A 16,208-nucleotide genomic window follows, 5' to 3' on the forward strand; every position below is an offset into this window, starting at 1 on the left:
GGGGTGGAGCAGCCCGGTAGCTCGTCAGGCTCATAACCTGAAGGTCACAGGTTCAAATCCTGTCCCCGCAACCAACATCACACGATCAGATCAGCAAAAGCCCCCGTTCTCCAGAACGGGGGCTTTCTGCTGTTCGGAGCCTGCAGGTGCCGACGAGATCAGCTTGGCTGCACTTCGGTTCATCGCTCACGCGGCTTTCGGCGAAGGTGTCGTGGACCTGCCGCAATCCGCCTCGATAGCGTAGGGCTGCAGTGCGCGCGTCCGCTTCGTATCCAGGACCGCGCGCGCCCTCACGTCGGAGCCCTGTATGCTGATCCGCCTCGCCCTGCCCGCCCTCGTCGCAGCCCTGCTGGCCGCCGGCCCGGCCACGGCTCAGATGGCGCGTACGGAGAGCGCGAAGGAGGGGAGTCCCGGCAAGGCCGTGCCCCTCAGCAAGGCCGACGTGCAGCTGTCCTTCGCCCCCGTGGTGAAGCGCGCCGCGCCTTCGGTGGTGAACGTCTACGCCTCGCACGTGGACAAGCGTTCCAGCGCGCGCTCCAGCGCCATGGAGGAATTCATGCGCCGCTTCTTCGGCGAGCCGGAGGGTGGCCGCGGCCCCAGGGGCGAGCGGGCGCAGAAGTCGCTGGGCTCCGGCGTTCTGGTCGATGCCGACGGGCTGGTGATCACCAACAACCACGTCATCGACAACATGAACGAGGTGCGAATCGCGCTGGCCGACCGCCGGGAGTTCGAGGCGACGATCGTGATGCGCGACACCCGCACCGACCTCGCGGTGCTGAAGCTCAAGGATGTGCCGAAGGGCCTGGTGCCGATGCCGTTCGGCGATGCCGACGCCCTGGAGGTCGGCGACTTCGTGATGGCGATCGGCAACCCGTTCGGGGTCGGCCAGACGGTGACTCAGGGCATCGTGTCGGCGCTCGCCCGCACCCAGGTCGGCTCGGCGGATTACCAGTACTTCATCCAGACCGACGCGGCGATCAACCCGGGCAATTCCGGCGGCGCGCTGGTGGACCTGCGCGGCCAATTGGTTGGCATCAACACCGCGATCTATTCGCAATCCGGCGGCAGCCACGGCATCGGCTTCGCGATCCCGGTGGGCATGGTCAAGGCGGTGGTCGATGCCGCCCGCGATGGGGCGAGCGTCGTGCGCCGGCCCTGGCTCGGGGCCCGCATCCAGAGCGTGACCCCCGACATCGCCGACAGCATGGGCCTCGACCACCCGACCGGCGTGCTGGTGGCGAGCCTGCAGGCCAAGAGCCCGGCCGACGAGGCGGGCCTGAAGCGCGGCGACCTGATCCTGACCGTGGACGGCCAGGAGGTGGCCGACCCGGAGGCGTTCGGCTACCGCTTCGCGCTCAAGGGCGTTCAGGGCCAGACCCGGTTCGGGATCCTGCGCGGCACGAACCGCCAGACCGTCACCGTCAAGCTGGCGCCCGCGCCGGAGACGCGCCCGCGGGATGCGCTCAAGGTGAAGACCCGCTCGCCGTTCCTGGGCGCCACGCTGGTCAACACCTCGCCGGCGGTGGCCGAGGAGATGCAGGTCGATTTTCCGGCGGACGGCGTGGCCGTGATGGCGGTGGACGAGAATTCCGTCGCGGCCCGGGTCGGGCTGCAGAAGGGCGACCTGATCGTGGCGGTCAACGGCGTGCCCATGGCGGCCACCAAGGATCTCGACCGGGTCACCCGCAACAGCCTCAACGCCTGGGAGGTCACAATCAACCGCAACGGCGAGGTCATCACCTCGGTGTTCGGCGGCTGATCCCCTGCCGTCGCGGGCACCCGGCTTGCGCCCCCGCCCAGGCCCGGTGTTGATGCGCGGATGTCCGACCTCTTCGCCTCCGCGGAGCCGCCCTCCGCGCCGGAACCCGACCGCACGCCCGGCCCCGAGACCGCCCGGCCCCTGGCGGACCGGCTGCGCCCACAAAACCTCGCCGAGGTCGTCGGCCAGGAGCACCTGACTGGGGAGGGCGGGGCGCTCACCCGGCTGCTGCGGGGACGGACCCTCGGCTCGCTGATCTTCTGGGGACCGCCCGGCACCGGCAAGACCACGGTGGCGCGGCTGCTCGCCCAGGGCACCGACCTGCATTTCGAGCAGATCTCGGCGATCTTTTCCGGCGTGCCCGACCTGCGCAAGGTGTTCGAGGCCGCGCGCAAGCGCCGGGCGACCGGGCAGGCGACCCTGCTGTTCGTGGACGAGATCCATCGATTCAACCGGGCGCAGCTCGATGCCTTCCTGCCGGTGATGGAGGACGGCACCGTCACGCTGGTGGGCGCCACCACCGAGAATCCGTCGTTCGAGCTGAACGCCGCGCTCCTGTCCCGGGCGCGGGTGCTGCTGTTCCGGGCCCTCGATCCGGGCGCCCTCGCGCGGCTGCTGGTCCGGGCCGAGGCGCTGACCGGGCAAGCCCTGCCGCTCACCGAGGAGGCCCGGGGCGTGCTGGTCCGCATGGCCGACGGCGACGGCCGCGCGGCCCTGACCCTGGCTGAGGAAGTCTGGCGCTCAGCGCAGCCCGGCGAGACCCTCGACGCGGAAGAATTGCAAAAAATCGTGCAGCGGCGGGCGCCGATCTACGACAAGGCCCAGGAGGGCCACTACAATCTGATCTCGGCCCTGCACAAGACCGTGCGCGGGTCCGATCCGGACGCAGCGCTCTACTATCTCTGCCGAATGCTCGATGCCGGCGAGGACCGGCTGTTCATCGCCCGCCGGCTGGTGCGCATGGCGGTGGAGGATATCGGGCTCGCCGACCCGCAGGCCCTGGTGGTGGCCAACGCCGCCAAGGATGCGTTCGACTTCCTCGGCAGCCCGGAAGGCGAGCTGGCGCTGGCCCAGGCGGCGATCTACCTCGCCTGCGCGCCGAAATCGAACGCGGTCTACACCGCCTACAAGGCCGCGACCCGGCTCGCCAAGGAGGCGGGCTCCCTGCCGCCGCCGCGCACCATCCTCAACGCGCCGACCAAGCTGATGAAGCGGATCGGCTACGGCGAGGGCTACCGCTACGACCACGACGAGCCGGATGCGTTCTCGGGGCAGGATTACTGGCCGGACGCGCTGGGACGCCAGCACCTCTATCAGCCGACCGAGCGCGGCTGCGAGACCCGCCTCGCCGAGCGGCTCGACCGGTGGGAGGCGCTCCGGAAGCAGCGGCGCGGGGAAGGGTAGCCGGGCTCATCCCATTTCCGGCCGGTGGCTGCGGCCGCCATCCTTGGGAGCGGAGCCATTTCACAGGTCCAGCGGCGCGTTGTCGATCACCTCCTTCATGACGAAGAAGGTCCGGGTCTGGCGCACCCCCGGCAGGCCGATCAGCGTGGCGCTGTGGAGGCGGTTGAAATCGGCCATGTCGGAGACCCGGATCTTCAGCATGTAGTCGAAGTCGCCGGCCACGAGGTGACAGTCGAGGAGCACCGGAATCGACCGCATGGCGGTCTCGAACTCCGAAAAGCTCTCGGGTGTGGAGCGGTCGAGCACGACGCCGACAAAGACCAGGGTGCCGCGGCCGACCCGGGCCGGATCGATCAAGGCCCGCACCGCCCGCACGAACCCGTCCGTGAACAGCCGCTGGATTCGGCGGTGGCAGGTGGCCGCGCTGGTGCCGACCCGCTCTGCGATCTCGGCATTGGGCATGCGCCCATCGACCTGCAGCAGCCGCAGGATCTTCTGGTCGATCCGGTCGAGCCCTACGGACATGGTGGATTCTTTCAGTTTAAACCGTCGATGTGAGACTATCTGCCGTAAATTGCCGCGATGGCGCAAGCAGAAGACATATCTCCGCTCAAGATCGAGAGCACCTTTCATCAAGGATCGGTTAGTTTCTTGTTGCGCCTCGAAGACGGAGCCGGGCCTTCCAGCCCACCCCGCCTCGGGGCCTCGCTTCAACGCATCCCGGGCCGAGCCCCACGGGCGCGTCCCGAGACCCGGAGAGACCCGATGCTGGACAAATTCGAGCGCTATCCCCTGACCTTCGGCCCGACGCCGATCGAGCCGCTGAAGCGTCTGACCGCCCATCTCGGCGGCGAGGTTGAGCTCTACGCCAAGCGCGAGGATTGCAATTCGGGCCTCGCCTATGGCGGCAACAAGCTGCGCAAGCTCGAATACATCGTGCCGGATGCCATCGCGAGCGGCGCCGACACGCTGGTGTCGATCGGCGGCGTGCAGTCGAACCACACCCGCATGGTCGCCGCGGTCGCCGCCAAGATCGGGATGAAGTGCCGGCTGATCCAAGAGGCCTGGGTGCCCCACGAGGACGCGGTCTACGACCGGGTCGGCAACATCCTGCTGTCGCGGATCATGGGCGCGCAGACGCAGCTCGTGGATGACGGGTTCGACATCGGCATCCGCGATTCGTGGAAGCGCGCGCTCGCCGAGGTCGAGGCCGAGGGCGGCAAGCCCTACGCGATCCCGGCCGGCGCCTCGGTGCACAAGTTCGGCGGGCTCGGCTATGTCGCCTTTGCCGAGGAAGTCCGGAAGCAGGAGGCCGAGATGGGCCTGCGCTTCGATTACGTGGTGGTCTGCACCGTCACCGGCTCGACCCATGCCGGCATGCTGGTGGGCTTCTCGGCCGACGGGCGCGCCCGCAACGTCATCGGCATCGACGCCTCCTGCACCCCGGCCCAGACCAAGGCCCAGGTCCTCGAAATCGCGCAGAACACCGCCGCCCTGGTCGGCGCGGGTGACATCGTGGCCGACGACGTGGTGCTCAACGAGGATTACGCCTACCCGGTCTACGGCGTGCCCTCGCAGGAGACCGTGGAGGCGATCCGGCTCTCGGCCCGGCTCGAGGCGATGATCACCGACCCGGTCTACGAGGGGAAGTCGATGCAGGGCATGATCGACCTCGTGAAGAAGGGCTTCTTCCCGAAGGGTTCGAAGGTGCTCTACGCCCATCTCGGCGGCGCCCCGGCGTTGAACGGCTACAGCTACACGTTCCGCAACGGCTGAGGCGGATCGGCCAGCTCCCATCCATCCGCCTGCGCCGCATTTCGGCACCGCAGGATCAGGGGAGGGTGGGAGCAGCGACTCTGGCGTGTGGTCCCCTATATGGCGGCGCGGGACCCGCACCGGAGACAGCAGGGATGATCGCACCGGCACCGGCACGCGCGCTGCTCCTGGCCAGCCTGCTCGCCTTCGGCAGCCCCTTCGGCGCCCCCCCGGCCCGGGCCGCCTCGGGTCCGGCCGTGGAGGGTGAGAACGGGATGGTTGTCTCGTCCCAGCGCCTCGCCTCGCAGGTGGGCACCGATATCCTGAGGGCCGGCGGCAACGCCGTCGACGCCGCGGTGGCGGTGGCCTACGCAGAAGCGGTGGTGAACCCGTGCTGCGGCAATCTCGGCGGCGGCGGCTTCCTGGTGCTGCACGCAGCCGACGGCCGGAGCCGCTTCATCAATTTCCGCGAGACCGCCCCGGCGGCCGCAACGCGCGACATGTATCTCGACGCCGCCGGCAACGTCGTGACGGGTGCGAGCCTGCGCGGCTGGAAGGCGGCCGGCGTGCCGGGGACCGTACTCGGCCTCAACACCGCGCTCGCCCAGTACGGGACCCTGCCGCTGGCCCAGGTGATGGCGCCGGCGATCGCGCTGGCCCGGGACGGGTTCGTGCTGACCCGGGGCGACACCGACATCCTCGAATCCGGTACGAAGCTGTTCGCCGCGCAAGCAAACGTCGCCCGCATCTTCCTGCGCCCGGACGGCAGTCCCTGGCGGCCTGGCGACCGGCTTGTCCAGGCCGACCTCGCCCGCACCCTCCAGGCCATCGCCGAGCGCGGCGCGGATGCGTTCTACAAGGGCGCGATCCCGGCAGCCGTAGAGGCGGCCTCCCGGGCGGGCGGCGGCCTGCTGAATGCGGCCGACTTCGCCGCCTACACGGTGACGGAGTCCGAGCCGCTGACCTGCCGCTACCGGGGCGCCACGATCCTGTCGGCGCCCCCGCCCTCGTCCGGCGGCGTCACGCTCTGCGAAATTCTCGGCATCCTCGATAGCTACGACCTGCCGGCGGCCGGGTTCAACTCCGCCCGGAGCGTGCACCTGATGGTCGAGGCGATGCGGCGCGCCTATGCCGACCGCAACCTGCTGCTCGGCGACCCGGCCTTCGTGGCGAATCCGGTCGCCCAGCTCCTGTCACCGGCCTACTTGGACAAGCTCCGGGCCTCGATCCAGCCGGACCGAGCGACCCCATCGGCCGAGATCCGCCCGGATCCGGGCCTGGAGACCCACGAGCGGGCCGAGACCACCCACATCTCGGTCATGGACCGGGCCGGCAACGCGGCCTCGCTCACCTACACGATCAACGGCTATTTCGGCGCCGGGGTGATCGCGGGCGACACGGGGTTCTTGCTGAACGACGAAATGGACGACTTCACGGTCAAGACCGGGGTGCCGAACCTGTTCGGCCTCGTGCAGGGCACGAAGAACGCGATCCAGCCGGGTAAGCGCCCGCTCTCCTCGATGGCGCCCACGATCGTGCTGCGCGACGGCAAGGTCGCGCTGGTGGCGGGCTCGCCGGGGGGCTCGCGGATCATCACGATCAACGCGCAGACGCTGATCAACATGCTCGATTTCGGCATGGAGCCGCAGGCGGCGGTGGATGCCCCACGCATCCACCACCAATGGCTGCCCGACACGGTCTACGCCGAGCCCTTCGCGCTCTCGGCGGATACGAAAAGCATTCTGCGTGGCATGGGCCACACGATCGTCGAGCAGAAGCCCTGGGGGGCGGAGGAGCTGATCGCGGTGCGCGCCGCCACGCCCGACGCCCCGGAGGCTGCCTCCTCGGGCAACGACGCCTCGCGCACGGGGCGGATGCGGCCGGGGCTGCTCTACGGCGCCAACGACAACCGGAGACCCGCCGGGGCGGCGGTGGGCGAGTAACGGGTTCCCAAAGGGCTCTGCCCTTTGGCGGGGTTTGGGGCGGAGCCCCGATGGCGGGCTTCGCCCCAAACCCCGCAGGGCTCTGCCCTGCACCCGCAAAAGGTCGACGACCTTTTGAAACCGGGACTTTTCAGCCCTGTCCGGCTTCGCGCGCCACGGCCCGGAAGCCGATGTCGCGCCGGCAGAACCCTTCCGGCCAGTCGATCCGGGCCACCGCCGCGTAGGCGCGATTCTTGGCATCGGTGACACTGTCGCCCAGCGCGGTGATCGCCAGCACCCGGCCGCCATCGGCCAGCAGATGACCGTTCTCGGCCCGGGTTCCGGCCTGGAAGACGAACACGCCGTCGCCCTCGGCTTCCTCGACACCCCGGATCACGGAACCGCGCACCACGGCCCCCGGATAGCCGGCCGCCGCCATCACCACGGTGAGGGCGGCCCGATGGGTGTCGAATTCCAGGCTGACCCCGGAGAGGTCGCCGTCGCAGGCCGAGAGCAGCGCCGGCACGAGGTCGGAGGCGAGGCGCGGCATCAGCACCTGTGCCTCGGGATCGCCGAAGCGGGTGTTGTACTCGATGAGCTTCGGGCCGTCCGCGGTGAGCATCAGGCCGGCATAGAGGATGCCGGTGAACGGGCAGCCACGCGCGCGCATGCCGGCGAGCGTCGGGGCAATGATCTCGGCCATGACCCGGGCCTCGATCTCCGGAGTGACGACCCGGGCCGGGGAATAGGCGCCCATGCCGCCGGTGTTCGGGCCGCGGTCGTCGTCGAACACGCGCTTGTGGTCCTGTGCGGTGCCGAGGGAGATCGCCCGGGTGCCGTCGCACAGCGCGAAGAAGCTGGCCTCCTCGCCGAACAGGCATTCCTCGACCACCACCTCGGCGCCCGGATCTTCGAACAGCGACGCCAGGGCGTCCTCGGCCTGGTCCAGGGTCTCGGCGACGGTGACGCCCTTGCCGGCGGCGAGCCCGTCGGCCTTCACGACGATCGGAGCGCCCTGCTGCCGGACATAGGTCAGGGCCGGCTCCAGCGCCGTGAAGCGCGCGAAGGCGGCGGTGGGGATGCCGCAGGCGGCGCAGAGATCCTTGGTGAAACCCTTCGAGCCCTCGAGCCGGGCGGCGTCGCGGGTCGGGCCGAAGGCGCGGATCCCGGCGGCCTTCAGATCATCGACCAGCCCGGCGACCAGGGGCGCCTCGGGGCCGACCACCACGAGGCCGATCGATTCCGAAGCACAGAAGGCAGCGATCGCGGCGTGATCCGAGATCGTCAGGTCCGTTCGGTTGGTCCCGTGCCGGGCGGTGCCCGGATTGCCGGGTGCGGTGAACAGCCGGCTGCAGAGCGGGCTCTGAGCCAGTCGCCAAGCCAGGGCGTGCTCGCGGCCGCCGGAGCCGATCAGCAGGATATTCATGCGTACGCCACCATGGGCCCAGGTTCTGGGCGAAGCCGGCGGGCGGGGAAAGGTTTTTTTCGGACTTTCCCCGCTCTGCGCAGGTATCCCGGCCGCTCAGCAGCCGGTGCATACACTCGTGTTGATGCCGCCGCCCCGCCGGACGAGGCCATGGGTGCCGGGCTGGCGCACGCCAGGGTGCCCGCCATAGACGCCCCGGTAGGGCAGGACCGGCCCGAAGGGCTCGAACTGGACGTTGCGTTGGATCGACTGATTCAACGTGTTGAAATCCGTGACCCGCTGCTGGTTGAGCGTGCGGATCTGACTCTGCAGGGCGAACGAGGCGTTGGCCGCGTTCGGATCGTTCTGCTGCACCTGGGCCCGGGCCGTGCCCGCCGGGAGGGCGAGCGCCAGGACGAGGAGCGCGCGGGATGCGGCGCGCATGAGGCTCTCCGTAAGAGGGACCGATCTATCTCTACGGTCGACGTATTGAAGTCGCGCCAAGTTCCGGGGCGCGTCAACCCGGCACAACCGGTGATTTAGTCTCGGGCAGGGCCTCGACCTGCTTGGGATCCAGGCCGGTATGGGCCTGCACCAGGGGATGGGGCGTCAGCGCCAGCCACTGGGTCAGCGAGATGTCGGCGTAGCGCGGGCTCTTGAACATCTCCAGGAAGGTCAGCACCGTGTCGCCGGTGTTCTCGATGTAGTGGCCCATGGCGAAGGGCACGTAGCCGACGTCGCCGGCCTGATAGTCGAAGGTGCGGGCCTTCGATTCCGAGCCGAACACGGTCATCCGGCCCTTGCCCGACAGGTAATACTGCCACTCGTCGCTGTTGGGGTGCCAGTGCAGCTCGCGCAGCCCCCCGGGCTCGACCTCGACCAGAGCCGCCGCGATTGTGACCGAGGCCGGGAACACCGTGGAGTCGGTGATGCGCACGCGGCCGCCCTTGGTGCGGACCGGCTCCTGCGCCAGCATCCGATGACTGAATGTTTTCGGGATCTCGCCGGCACCGCCCATCTTGTCGGCAGCCAGCGGCCCCGGATTCGGGCCGGGAAAGATATAAAGCTCTTTCTGCGGGATCTTGGCGAAGGCACTCTCCGGCAAGCCGAAATTCTTGGCCAGGATGTCGGTCGGCGTGTGCGCCAGCCAGTCGGTCAGCAGGAAGGTGGAATCCTCCGAGAAGGCACCGTCGTCGAACACGAGCAGGAACTCGCAGCCGTCGACCCCGTCGGCGGAAAGCCCCTGGATCGAATGCGGGATGCCGCCGGGGAAGTACCAGAGGTCGCCCGGGCCGACATCGTCCGCGAAGGTGCGCCCGTCCTGATCGACCGCGGTGATCCGGGCCTTCCCCTTGATCATGTAGGACCACTCGGCTTCCTTGTGCCAGTGCATCTCGCGGACCACGCCGGCCTTGAGCCGCATGTTGACCCCGGCCATGGCCTTCGAGATCGGCAATTCGCGGATCGTGGTCTGGCGCGCCCAGCCGCCCTCCTCCAGCCGCATGTGGCTGTCGGCGAAGGACCATTTCAGGTTCGGCATCGTGCCGTGGTCGGTGGCGGGCGGGGCGAGGGTGAAGGGCTCCTCGGCGGCCCGCGGCAGGTTGCGCGGTCCCAGGATGTCGGCGCCCTTCGTGCCGCGCGCGGGCACAGGACCCGATGGGCCGGAGGATTGCGCGGCCGCGGGCGACGCCATCATCGCGCCGCCGGCGGCGATGATGGCGCGCCTGGAAATCTCGGTCATCGTGGATCGGTCCCTGGTGTCTGGGAGGGAAACCGAACACGGGATCCGAGGATCCGGGCCTGATCGTGCAGTGCGGCATCTCGCCCGGACCCGGTCAGCGGACTATGTGTTGACGGCAGTGCTGGGCGCGACCCGAGGGCAGGATGGCGGACCGGGACAGTTCGGCAACAGATCAAGCCGGCCCGCCCGCACGAAGCGGCCGCGTCTGGCTCGTCCTCCTGATGCTGGCGGGCGCCGGCTTCCTCGGATACCGCTCCTGGCCGGACGCGTCCCGGGCGGCGAGCCCGCCGCAAGCCGCCGCGACGCAGCCGCCGCGTGTGCGGGTGGCCAAGGCCGCCCAGGCCTCCGGCCCCCTGACCCTCACCCAGACCGGCACCACCCAGGCCTTCGACACGGCGAATCTCTACCCGCGGGCGACCGGCTACATCGTCGAGCGCAAGGTCGATATCGGCTCGCACGTGAAGGCGGGCGACCTGCTGTTCCGGATCAGCGCCCCCGATCTCGACCAGCAGCTCGTCCAGGCGCAGGCGCAGGTCGTGCAGTTGCAGGCGGCGCTGATCCAGGCCCGCGCGATGGTCGATCAGGCGGACGCCAACCGCCACCTCGCGGACGTGACCAACCGCCGGACCTCGACGCTCGCCGGCACCGGGGCCGAGACCCGGCAGAACGCCGACACGTCGCAGGCCGGGGTGCTGGCGCAGACCGCCAATGTCGACGCCGTCAAGGCCGCCGTGAAGGTCGCCGAGGCCAACATCGCGGCCCAGGAGGCGCAGGTCGCCCGGCTCAAGGTCCTGACCGGCTTCGAGGAGATCCGCGCGCCCTTCGACGGGGTGGTGACGGCTCGCAACAACGATGTCGGCGACGCGGTCACGGCAGACACCAATACGGGGCTGCCGCTCCTGACGCTGAACCGGGACGACGTGCTGCGTATGGCGGTGAACGTGCCGCTCTACGCCGCCGACGGCGTGCGCGACGGGCTCGCCGCCCGGGTCGAGGTGGCGCAGATCCCCGGCAAGGTGTTTCCCGGCACGGTCTCGCGCTCGTCGGCGGCTCTGCTCTACGCCTCGCGCATCCTGGTCACCCAGGTGGACATCCCCAACCCCGACGCCGTGCTCCGGCCGGGCCTCTACATCACCCTGACGCTGGAGATCCCGCGGGTCGCGCCGGCCGTGACGGTGCCGAGCGACGCCCTGATCTTCGACCAGCACGGGATCCGCGTAGCCGTGGTCGAAACGCAGGCCGACGGGCACGCGGTGGCGCGGATGCGCCCGGTGACGATCTTCCGCCAGACCCGGACGGCTCTGGAGCTGCGCTCGGGCCTGACCGGCGACGAGCGGGTGATCGTCGGCCCCCCGGCCTCCCTGCGCGACGGCGACCGGGTCACGCCGCAGCCCGAGGGCAAGGCGGGGGCGTGAGCGGCCGGGTGTTCATCAGGGCTCTGCCCTGATCACCCGCCAAAGGGCTGCAAGCCCTTTGGAAACCCGTTTCAGGGGCGCGACGCCACGCCTCAGCCGATGGGATCCAGCCGCGCCCGGCTGTCGGTCCGGGCGAGGCGGGCCAGCAGGTACTCGACCTCGGCCTTGGCCGGCGCGGTCAGCGCCTGTGAGGGCTTGCGCTGCGCATCGGAGGAAAAAATCCCCCGGCGCTGGAACACGTATTTGCGTACCGCCAGCCCCAGCGGGCCCTGCTGCTGCTCGTAGCGGAGATAGGGCAGGTGAGCGTCGAACAGGTCGTGGGCGGCGTCGCGCTCGCCCGCCCGGCCGAGGCGGACCACGTCGACCAGCATCTCCGGGAAGGCGTAGCCGGTATTGGCGCCGTCGGCCCCGCGCTCGGTCTCGAAATCGAGGAACAGGCCGCCATTGCCCACGAGGATGCTGATGTGGCGCATCGAGCCGTCCGCCTCGAAGCCGCGCAGGGTCGAGATCTTCTCCAGCCCGGGCCAATCCTCGTGCTTGAGCATCACGCAGGAGGGGTTTTCGGTGACGATCCGGCGGATCACGCCGGGGGTCATCTGCACCGAGAAGGTGAGGGGGTAGTCCTGCAGCACGAAAGGCACGTCCGAACCGATCGCCTCGGCGGCGTTGCGGTAATAGCCCGCCACCTGATCGTCGGTGCGGAGCGTGTTGGGCGGGGCGATCATCACGCCGGACGCGCCCATCTCCATCACCTCCCGGGCCAGCGACCGCATGGCCGCGAAGCCCGGCGCCGTGACACCGACGATCACCGGCAGCCGCGTGCGCCCGAGGACGCGCTTGGCCACCGCGATCCCCTCCGCATGGTCGAGCTTGCCGGCCTCGCCGAGCTGGCCGAGGATCGTCAGGCCGTCGACGCCGGCCGCGCCGAAGAAGTCGGTCATCCGGTCGAGGGAGGTCTCGTCGATCCGGCCATCCGGGTGGAACGGCGTCGGGGCGATCGGCACGACGCCGCGAATGTCGCTGGTGAGGGGCATGCCGGTTTTCCTCCGTCGCGGGACGCTGCGGGCGGGGACCATAGGCCCGGTCGGCCGGAAAATCTTTAGCCGATGGCGGCCGGATCAGGTCGTGGTTTCGAAAGGTCGAGACCTTTCGCGGGTCCAGGGCAGAGCCCTGGTGTCGAGCGAAGCTCGAACGTCGGGCTGCGCCTGAGACGGTCAGGGCTTCGCCCTGACAACCCACCAAAGGGCTTCAGCCCTTTGGAAACCCGGGATCAAGCCCGGGCCTCCGCCGGCCGGACAACCGTCGCCCCAGCCGAAGCGCGAGCCCGCCGTCCCGAGCGACCGGCCAGCGCCACCGAGCCCTGCTGCAGGGCGATGAAGGCGAACAGCAGCAGCCCCGTGGCGATCTTGCTCCACCAACTCGACAGGGTGCCGTCGAAGGTGATGGCCGTCTGGATCAGGCCGCCGATCATCACCCCAAGGAACGTGCCCAGCAGGCCGCCCTGGCCGCCGGAGAGCAGCGTGCCGCCGATCACCACGGCCGCGATCGCGTCGAGTTCCACGCCCACCGCCGAGAGCGGCGTGCCCGAGGCGGTGTCGAGGGAGAACACGATCCCGGCGAGGGCCGCGAGCAGGCTCGACAGGGCGTAGACCGCCACGATGTTGCGCCCGACCCGCACGCCCATGAGCGCCGTGGTCTGGCGGCTGCCCCCCAGCGCGTAGACCGTGGCGCCGAAGCGCGTGGCGCGGAGCACCACCCCGCCCACCAGGAACACGCCGAGCATGATCCCCGCCGTCAGGGTCAGCCGCCCGCCGCCGGGCAGGCTCAGCGACAGGTCGGAGACCGCCCCGTACAGGGGGGCGTTGATCGGCACCGACTCGGTGGAGAGCAGGAAGCCGGCGCCCCGCGCGAGGAACATGCCGGCGAGCGTCACGATGAAGGGCGGCATATCGAAGACGTGGATCAGCGCGCCCATGGCGGCGCCGAACAGGCCGGCGGCGGCGAGCACGATCCCGAAGGCCGCGAGCGGCGGGATGCCCCAGCGCTCGATCGCCAGCGCCAGGAACACCGTGGTGAACCCGACCACCGAGCCGACCGACAGGTCGATGCCGCCCGCGATGATCACAAAGGTCGTGCCGACCGCCACGATGCCCAGGAAGGCGCCGTCGGTGAGCAGGTTGCCGACGACCCGCGTGGTCAGGAAGGCGGGGTACTGCGTCGCGCACAGGCCGTAGCCGGCCGCGAACAGCAGGGCCGCCACGAGGACCGGGAGGTTGCGGCTCATCACGACGGCTTCCGCAGCAGCAGGGACAGGCCGGCGAGGCGCGGCGATTGCAGCAGCAGCACCGCCAGCACCACCGCGGCCTTGACCACGAGGTTGAGTTCCGGCGGCAGGCCGGAGAGCAGGATGCCGGTATTCATCGCCTGGATCAGGAAGGCCCCGAGCACCGCGAGCCACAGGCTGAACCGCCCGCCGAGCAGGGACGAGCCCGCCACCACCACGGCCAGGATCGCGTCGAGTTCGAGCCACAGCCCGGCATTGTTGGCGTCGGCCCCCAGGATGTCGGCCGCCGCGACGACGCCGGCCAAAGCCGCGCAGAGGCCGCTCCAGGCATAGACCGCGAGCGTCACCGCGCGCGTGTCGATGCCGGCGAGCGCGCTCGCCCGGGCGTTGCCGCCGGTCGCCTCGATCATCAGGCCGAGCGCCGTGCCGCGCACCAGCGCAAGGGTGAGGACGAGCATCCCGAGGACCAGCACCACCGGCATCGGCACGCCGACGAGCGCGCCGCCGCCGAGGAACGCGAGATCGGGCGACGCGAAGGTGATGATCCGCCCCTCGGTGATCAGCTGGGCGATGCCGCGGCCGGCCACCATCAGGATCAGGGTGGCGACGATCGGCTGGATGCGCAGCACCGCCACCAGGAGGCCGTTCCAGAGCCCGCAAAGAAGACCGGTGCCGAGCGCGGCGCCGAGGACCACCGGCAAGGGCTGCGTGTCGGCGAGGCTCGCCGCCACGGCGCCGGCGATCGCCATCACGGCGCCCACCGACAGGTCGATGCCACCGGTGGCCACCACCAGCACCATGCCGAGCGACAGGAGCGCCACCGGGGCGCCGCGGTTGAACACGTCGACGAGGTTGCCGAACAGGCGCCCGTCCTGCCAATGCACGTCGAGGAATTGCGGGGCCACCAGCCGGTCGGCCAGCAGCACGGCCAGGAAGGCGAGGAGCTGGGGCGCTCCGGCACGCAGCGCACGCATCAGGCGGGTTCCGGCACGGGAGCAGGCGCTTCCGCCGCGATGGCCCGGAGGATGGCGGTGACGTCGATCGCCCCGTCGGCGAGTTCGGCCACCTGGGCGCGGTCGCGCATCACGATCACCCGGTCGGAATAGGTCACGATCTCCTCCAGCTCGGACGAGATCACCAGCAGGGCGAGGCCCGCATCGCACAGGCTGCGGATCAGCCGGATGATCTCCGCATGGGCCCCGACATCGATGCCCCTTGTCGGTTCGTCGAGGATCAGCAGGCGCGGCTCGGTGGCGAGCCAGCGCGCCAGCAGCGCCTTCTGCTGGTTGCCCCCGGAGAGGAGCCCGATCGGCCGCTCCGGATCGGGCGGCCGGATGTCGAGCTTGGCGATGAAGTCACGAGTGATCCGATCCTGCGCCGCCCGGCTCAACGGCCGGAACGGGCCTTTCCGAGCCTGGAGCGCCAGCACGATGTTCTCCCGGACGGTCAGGTCGGCGACGATGCCGTCGGTCTTGCGCTCCTCCGGGCAATAGCCGAGGCGGTGGCGCAGCGCGTCCCGGGGGTTGGCGATCCGGGTCGGCCTGCCGTCGAGCAGGATGCGGCCCTGGTCCGGGCGCTCGGCCCCGAACAGCAGGCGGGCGGTCTCGGTCCGGCCGGAGCCGAGGAGGCCGGCGAGGCCCACCACCTCGCCGCGCGCCACCGTCATGTCGACGGGCCGGAGATAGCCGACCTTGCCGAGTCTTTCCGCGCGCAGGACCGGGGGCCCGGCCCCAATCCGCTGGGCCCGCGGCGCCGTCTCCGACCGCGCCTCCTCCTCGGCGATGTCGTGGCCCAGCATGGTGCGCACGAGGTCGAGGCGCGGAAAAAACGCGGTCTCGCGCTCGGTGACCAGCCGGCCGTTGCGTAGGACCGTGATCCGGTCGGTGATCGCGTAGACCTGCTCCAGGAAGTGGGTGACGAACACGATGCCGATGCCGCGCTCGGCCAGCCGGCGCATCACGCCGAACAGCACCGTGACCTCGTGGGTGTCGAGGCTCGCGGTCGGCTCGTCGAGGATCAGCGCCCGGGCCGAGAGGTCCACCGCCCGGGCGATCGCCACGAGGTGCTGCACCGCCACCGGGAAGCTTCCGAGCGGCGCGCCGACATCGATCGCAAGGCCGAACTCCGCCAGGCGTTCCGACGTGCGCTGCCGCATCGCCCGGCCGCGCACGAGTCCGAACCGGGTCGGCTCGCGGCCGAGGAACAGGTTCTGCGCCACGGTGAGGTTCGGCAGCAGGCCGACCTCCTGATAGACCGTGGCGATGCCGGCCCGGGCCGATTCCTCCGCCGAGCGCGGCGCGATCGCCACGCCGTCGAGCCACACCGCGCCGGCATCGCGCCGGACGATTCCGGTCAGCGTCTTGATGAAGGTCGATTTGCCGGCGCCGTTCTCGCCCAGCAGGGCGTGGATCTCCCCCCGGCGTAGGGTGAAGTCGACCCCCGCGAGGGCCTGGTGCCCGGCAAAGCTCTTGGAGAGCCCGCGGACGCTGAGAAGGGGCGTGTCGGACACGGGACCGCTCGCAG

At 70.3% G+C, this 16,208-nt stretch carries 13 protein-coding genes; 5 read left to right on the forward strand and 8 right to left on the reverse strand.

Going from position 1 to position 16,208, the window contains the following annotated elements:
• The first annotated feature begins 307 nt into the window (after window positions 1-307).
• Together MKK84_RS22655 and MKK84_RS22660 are read left to right on the forward strand one after the other, a co-directional pair.
• Window positions 308-1,759, forward strand: coding sequence for a Do family serine endopeptidase (locus MKK84_RS22655; RefSeq protein ID WP_243923923.1), 1,452 nt, complete (start codon window positions 308-310; stop codon window positions 1,757-1,759).
• A 60-nt stretch (window positions 1,760-1,819) separates the two neighbouring features.
• Window positions 1,820-3,163: a replication-associated recombination protein A gene (locus MKK84_RS22660; protein WP_243923925.1), complete on the forward strand. Its 1,344-nt coding sequence runs from the start codon at window positions 1,820-1,822 to the stop codon at window positions 3,161-3,163.
• Window positions 3,164-3,223: 60 nt separating this feature from the next.
• Here the strand turns inward: MKK84_RS22660 and MKK84_RS22665 are convergent, their stop codons facing one another.
• Window positions 3,224-3,688: an Lrp/AsnC family transcriptional regulator gene (locus MKK84_RS22665; RefSeq protein ID WP_243923932.1), complete on the reverse strand. Its 465-nt coding sequence runs from the start codon at window positions 3,686-3,688 to the stop codon at window positions 3,224-3,226.
• Window positions 3,689-3,928: 240 nt separating this feature from the next.
• Between MKK84_RS22665 and MKK84_RS22670 the strand changes: the two genes are divergently transcribed.
• Both MKK84_RS22670 and ggt read left to right on the forward strand, forming a co-directional pair.
• Complete coding sequence (locus MKK84_RS22670; RefSeq protein ID WP_243923933.1) at window positions 3,929-4,939, forward strand: 1-aminocyclopropane-1-carboxylate deaminase; 1,011 nt, start codon at window positions 3,929-3,931, stop codon at window positions 4,937-4,939.
• 134 nt (window positions 4,940-5,073) lie between these two features.
• Complete coding sequence (ggt, locus tag MKK84_RS22675; RefSeq protein WP_243923935.1) at window positions 5,074-6,861, forward strand: gamma-glutamyltransferase; 1,788 nt, start codon at window positions 5,074-5,076, stop codon at window positions 6,859-6,861.
• A 130-nt stretch (window positions 6,862-6,991) separates the two neighbouring features.
• Here the strand turns inward: ggt and purD are convergent, their stop codons facing one another.
• From purD to MKK84_RS22690, 3 genes are all read right to left on the reverse strand, one after another.
• Complete coding sequence (purD, locus tag MKK84_RS22680; RefSeq protein ID WP_243923937.1) at window positions 6,992-8,266, reverse strand: phosphoribosylamine--glycine ligase; 1,275 nt, start codon at window positions 8,264-8,266, stop codon at window positions 6,992-6,994.
• 96 nt (window positions 8,267-8,362) lie between these two features.
• A complete protein-coding gene (locus MKK84_RS22685; RefSeq protein WP_243923939.1) occupies window positions 8,363-8,689 on the reverse strand; it encodes a hypothetical protein in 327 nt (108 codons plus the stop codon).
• 73 nt (window positions 8,690-8,762) lie between these two features.
• Window positions 8,763-9,986, reverse strand: a complete 1,224-nt coding sequence (locus MKK84_RS22690; protein ID WP_276592667.1) for an oxalate decarboxylase family bicupin — start codon at window positions 9,984-9,986, stop codon at window positions 8,763-8,765.
• A 143-nt stretch (window positions 9,987-10,129) separates the two neighbouring features.
• Between MKK84_RS22690 and MKK84_RS22695 the strand changes: the two genes are divergently transcribed.
• Complete coding sequence (locus tag MKK84_RS22695) at window positions 10,130-11,401, forward strand: efflux RND transporter periplasmic adaptor subunit (protein WP_243923947.1); 1,272 nt, start codon at window positions 10,130-10,132, stop codon at window positions 11,399-11,401.
• Window positions 11,402-11,493: 92 nt separating this feature from the next.
• On the opposite strand, the gene MKK84_RS22700 is transcribed toward MKK84_RS22695, so the two are convergent.
• From MKK84_RS22700 to MKK84_RS22715, 4 genes are all read right to left on the reverse strand, one after another.
• Window positions 11,494-12,435, reverse strand: a complete 942-nt coding sequence (locus MKK84_RS22700) for a dihydrodipicolinate synthase family protein (protein ID WP_243923949.1) — start codon at window positions 12,433-12,435, stop codon at window positions 11,494-11,496.
• A gap of 236 nt (window positions 12,436-12,671) precedes the next feature.
• On the reverse strand, window positions 12,672-13,685 hold the full coding sequence (yjfF, locus tag MKK84_RS22705) for a galactofuranose ABC transporter, permease protein YjfF (RefSeq protein ID WP_243923951.1): 1,014 nt from the start codon (window positions 13,683-13,685) through the stop codon (window positions 12,672-12,674).
• Window positions 13,685-14,659 carry an ABC transporter permease gene (locus MKK84_RS22710; protein WP_243923953.1) on the reverse strand — a complete coding sequence of 325 codons (975 nt, stop codon included), beginning with the start codon at window positions 14,657-14,659 and terminating at the stop codon, window positions 13,685-13,687. The genes yjfF and MKK84_RS22710 overlap by 1 nt, the downstream gene beginning before the upstream one ends.
• Window positions 14,659-16,194 (reverse strand): sugar ABC transporter ATP-binding protein, encoded by a 1,536-nt coding sequence (locus MKK84_RS22715; protein WP_243923955.1) that lies wholly within the window; start codon window positions 16,192-16,194, stop codon window positions 14,659-14,661. The genes MKK84_RS22710 and MKK84_RS22715 overlap by 1 nt, the downstream gene beginning before the upstream one ends.
• Window positions 16,195-16,208 lie beyond the last annotated feature (14 nt).

The sequence above is a fragment of the Methylobacterium sp. E-065 genome (genome assembly GCF_022829605.1).
Lineage (GTDB): Bacteria > Pseudomonadota > Alphaproteobacteria > Rhizobiales > Beijerinckiaceae > Methylobacterium.

Excerpts from the sequence above, each read along its gene's own strand:
- MKK84_RS22655 (WP_243923923.1), top strand. The coding sequence starts at position 308 with ATGCTGATCCGCCTCGCCCTGCCCGCCCTCGTCGCAGCCCTGCTGGCC.
- MKK84_RS22660 (WP_243923925.1), top strand. The coding sequence starts at position 1,820 with ATGTCCGACCTCTTCGCCTCCGCGGAGCCGCCCTCCGCGCCGGAACCC.
- MKK84_RS22665 (WP_243923932.1), bottom strand. The coding sequence starts at position 3,688 with ATGTCCGTAGGGCTCGACCGGATCGACCAGAAGATCCTGCGGCTGCTG.
- MKK84_RS22670 (WP_243923933.1), top strand. The coding sequence starts at position 3,929 with ATGCTGGACAAATTCGAGCGCTATCCCCTGACCTTCGGCCCGACGCCG.
- ggt (WP_243923935.1), top strand. The coding sequence starts at position 5,074 with ATGATCGCACCGGCACCGGCACGCGCGCTGCTCCTGGCCAGCCTGCTC.
- purD (WP_243923937.1), bottom strand. The coding sequence starts at position 8,266 with ATGAATATCCTGCTGATCGGCTCCGGCGGCCGCGAGCACGCCCTGGCT.
- MKK84_RS22685 (WP_243923939.1), bottom strand. The coding sequence starts at position 8,689 with ATGCGCGCCGCATCCCGCGCGCTCCTCGTCCTGGCGCTCGCCCTCCCG.
- MKK84_RS22690 (WP_276592667.1), bottom strand. The coding sequence starts at position 9,986 with ATGACCGAGATTTCCAGGCGCGCCATCATCGCCGCCGGCGGCGCGATG.
- MKK84_RS22695 (WP_243923947.1), top strand. The coding sequence starts at position 10,130 with ATGGCGGACCGGGACAGTTCGGCAACAGATCAAGCCGGCCCGCCCGCA.
- MKK84_RS22700 (WP_243923949.1), bottom strand. The coding sequence starts at position 12,435 with ATGCCCCTCACCAGCGACATTCGCGGCGTCGTGCCGATCGCCCCGACG.
- yjfF (WP_243923951.1), bottom strand. The coding sequence starts at position 13,685 with ATGAGCCGCAACCTCCCGGTCCTCGTGGCGGCCCTGCTGTTCGCGGCC.
- MKK84_RS22710 (WP_243923953.1), bottom strand. The coding sequence starts at position 14,659 with ATGCGTGCGCTGCGTGCCGGAGCGCCCCAGCTCCTCGCCTTCCTGGCC.